This window comes from Nonomuraea sp. NPDC003201, assembly GCF_053590415.1.
Map to the genome: position 1 here is coordinate 1 of NZ_JBSFTC010000726.1, position 1538 is coordinate 1538.

Sequence of the window (1538 nt, forward strand, 5' to 3'; positions counted from 1 at the left end):
CCGTCCTCGTCCGGGACGAGGACGGCCGCCGGGCTCAGCTCAGGTGGCTCCCTCTCTGCCGACGGAGCCGGTCACGTCCTCGGCCATGAGGGCCAGGACCTTGACGTGGCCGATGGTGAAACGCCGAGCGGGTTCGGGCTGGGTGAGCGCGAGGCTCGACTCGGCCGCCGGCACCAGTGACCCGCGCAGGGCTCGCAGGATCTGCGCGCGCCCGGCATCCGGCAGCCCTCTCAGGTCGACGCTTCCGAGACTGGCGCTGAGGACCAGCGAGAGGTGTTCTTTGGTGGCCGCGTCCTCGATGGTTTCCAGCAGGAATTCGACCACCCACTCGAACACCCCGAACGACGCGGTCCACGCGTACTCGTCGGAGACGAAGATGTCGTTCGCCATCAGCCACCCACGATGAAGACGTTGCGTCCCAGCGGTTCGATGAACGCCCTCACCGTCGCGATCTGGGCGGACGAGAGCAGAGAGACGTCGACCGGCACGAACTGCGCCTTCCCCAGATGCGACTGAATCTGGCCCTGCAGGCTCGGCCAGCTCCGCTCGAAGAACTCCGAGGTGAGACCGCTGCCCACCGCGTCGTAGGACCGCCCGTACTGGTCGAACCAGTCCTCGCTCGTGCCGCTGGACCGGGTGAGCCGCACGCCGCGCTCGGACTCGATGCGGAGTGCGGTTTCCATCTCGGCTTTCCTGAATCCCTTCTGCGCCGCGTCCCAACCTAGCGCCCTGCGGCGTACCAACTCCACGAACTCGGCTCTGAGGCTGCCGAGCGAGACCTTGGCGCCCTCGAGCGCCTCGAGCTCGCGCACCGCCTGCGCTTCGAGCCCGAGCACGGTCGCCTGGTCGAGGCCGGCCTCGGCCTCCAGGCCCGCCACGGCCTCCTCGGCGCCGACTCCCGTGCGGATGGAGTTCCGGAAGGCGAACACACTCTTCGCGATCTTGCCGATGACCACCGGGCCCAGGATCTCGCCGGCCACCCAGGCGCAGCCCGAGGCCTTGAAGTTGGCGCAGTCGATGAAGTCGCCGAGCACGGCGTGCACCAGGTTGTTGAACGACTCCTGGATCACCTTCCGCACGTCCATGTGCAGCGTGCGGTGCTCGATGAAGTCGACGTCCTTGACGAGCAGGTTGTAGCGGGTGCACTCCGCTTCGGTCGCGCTCGTCATCTGGCACGTCGCGAGGTTGTAGTACACCGTCCCGTGGATGTGCAGCGGGATGTCCATGTCGCAGGTCCCGTCGCCGCCCCAGCCGGTGGTGCACGACCCGTTCCAGGAGTCCACGGTCAGGTCGGTCGCCACCTCCGTCAGCGCGAAGCCGCCGTCCCAGGTGGCGATGCGCTGGGTGTCCCGGGTCTGCTGGCGGGCCTGCGCCTCGGCCCTGATCGCCGCGGCCTGCGCCTCCTCGGCGCTCTGCCGCGCGTTCTTGGCGGCTTCCTCCGCGGCGGTCGCGTCGGCTTCCGCCTTGGAGGCGACGTCGCGGGCGGTGGCGGCGTCCTGTTCCGCGGCGCTGGCGGCGTCGCGGGCCGAGGCGGCGTC

2 protein-coding genes are annotated in these 1538 nt (G+C 69.5%); both read right to left on the bottom strand.

Annotated elements, in window-relative coordinates:
* Positions 1 to 39: 39 nt before the first annotated feature.
* Entirely contained in the window at positions 40 to 390 is a 351-nt protein-coding gene (locus tag ACWDX9_RS63165) for a hypothetical protein (protein WP_449973427.1), read from the bottom strand.
* Positions 390 to 1538 (bottom strand): hypothetical protein (locus ACWDX9_RS63170; RefSeq protein WP_449973428.1); only part of this gene is annotated, 1149 nt, incomplete at its 5' end. The genes ACWDX9_RS63165 and ACWDX9_RS63170, both read right to left, overlap by 1 nt.

Coding starts and splice junctions, on each gene's coding strand:
- ACWDX9_RS63165 (WP_449973427.1), bottom strand. CDS start 390: ATGGCGAACGACATCTTCGTCTCCGACGAGTACGCGTGGACCGCGTCG.